Source organism: Caballeronia sp. M23-90, from assembly GCF_053574605.1.
This window is the reverse complement of sequence record NZ_JBSIPA010000825.1, coordinates 1-1,280: the sequence shown is the minus strand read 5'-3', so window position 1 is coordinate 1,280 and position 1,280 is coordinate 1. Positions and strand designations below refer to the sequence as shown.

The 1,280-nt window shown below is 62.7% G+C and carries 1 pseudogene; it reads left to right on the top strand.

The features are described from left to right. Positions 1–257: 257 nt before the first annotated feature. Positions 258–1,280 (top strand): annotated as a pseudogene (locus ACRXB1_RS36200) (phosphoribosylformylglycinamidine synthase); the annotation flags it as partial.

Below are 1,280 nucleotides of genomic sequence, written 5' to 3'. Positions count from 1 at the left end.
TAACGGCCAAACGCGCTCTGTGCGGCCGGTCAACCGGGCGCATCGAGGCTTCGGGCGTGCATCGCCGGGGACGGTCAAAAAGTATCGCGTCGTCTTTGAGAGATTGCCGCGGGCCGTTCCCGCCGTTTCACGCATGGCCGCGAGGGCGTTTTCGAGACACTTCCGGGTTATAATCCGGGTCTTCCCATCGCCAAATGCGGCAATCCCGCAAGCGGCTCCGACGTCTTTCGTCCCGACGTCTTCTCAGCACCGTGACAATGGCCCACTTCTCGTGTTTCCCCGGCGCTTCGGCCCTCTCTGATTTCCGTCAAACCCGCCTGCTCGAAACACTGACGCGCATCGACCCGAATATTGTCGGCGTGCGCGGCCAGTTCCTGCATTTTGTGAACTCGGTCGAACCGCTCTCCGACGAAGACAGCAACCGCATCCACGCGCTGATGCACTACGGAACACCGTTCGATGCCGGCAGCGAGCGCGGCGCGCAAGAAACCTTCATGGTCGTGCCGCGTTTCGGAACGGTGTCGCCGTGGGCCAGCAAGGCCACCGACATTGCGCATCATTGCGGCCTGACGCAGATTCGCCGGATCGAGCGCGGCGTCGAGTACACGGTCCTGCTGAAAAGCGGCTTGCTCGGCACGGGCATCGGCGGCAAGAAGGCCTTGTCCGAACAGGCGCGCACCGAAGTGGCTGCCGCGCTGCACGACCGCATGACTGAAAGCGTGGCGCCATCGCGCGATCACGCCGTGCATCTGTTCGATGAACTGCCGGCTCAACCGCTGCAAGCCGTCGATATCCTCGGCCACGGCCGCAGCGCGCTGGAAACGGCGAACATGGAACTGGGCCTCGCGCTCGCCGACGATGAAATCGACTACCTGGTCGATTCATTCAAGCACTTGCAGCGCAATCCCACGGACGTCGAATTGATGATGTTCGCGCAGGCCAACAGCGAGCATTGCCGCCACAAGATTTTCAATGGTCAGTGGACCATCGACGGCGAGCCGCAGGACATCTCGCTGTTCAACATGATCCGCAACACCGAGAAGCTCAATCACGCCGGCACCATCGTCGCGTATTCGGACAACTCGGCGATCATGGAAGGCGGCACGGCCGAGCGCTGGTTCCCGCGCGGATCGAGCGAGCATTACGGGCGTCACACCGAACTCACGCACACGCTGATGAAGGTCGAGACGCATAACCATCCGACCGCCATTTCGCCGTTTGCAGGCGCTGCAACGGGTTCGGGCGGCGAGATCCGCGACGAAGGTGCGACCGGCCGCGGA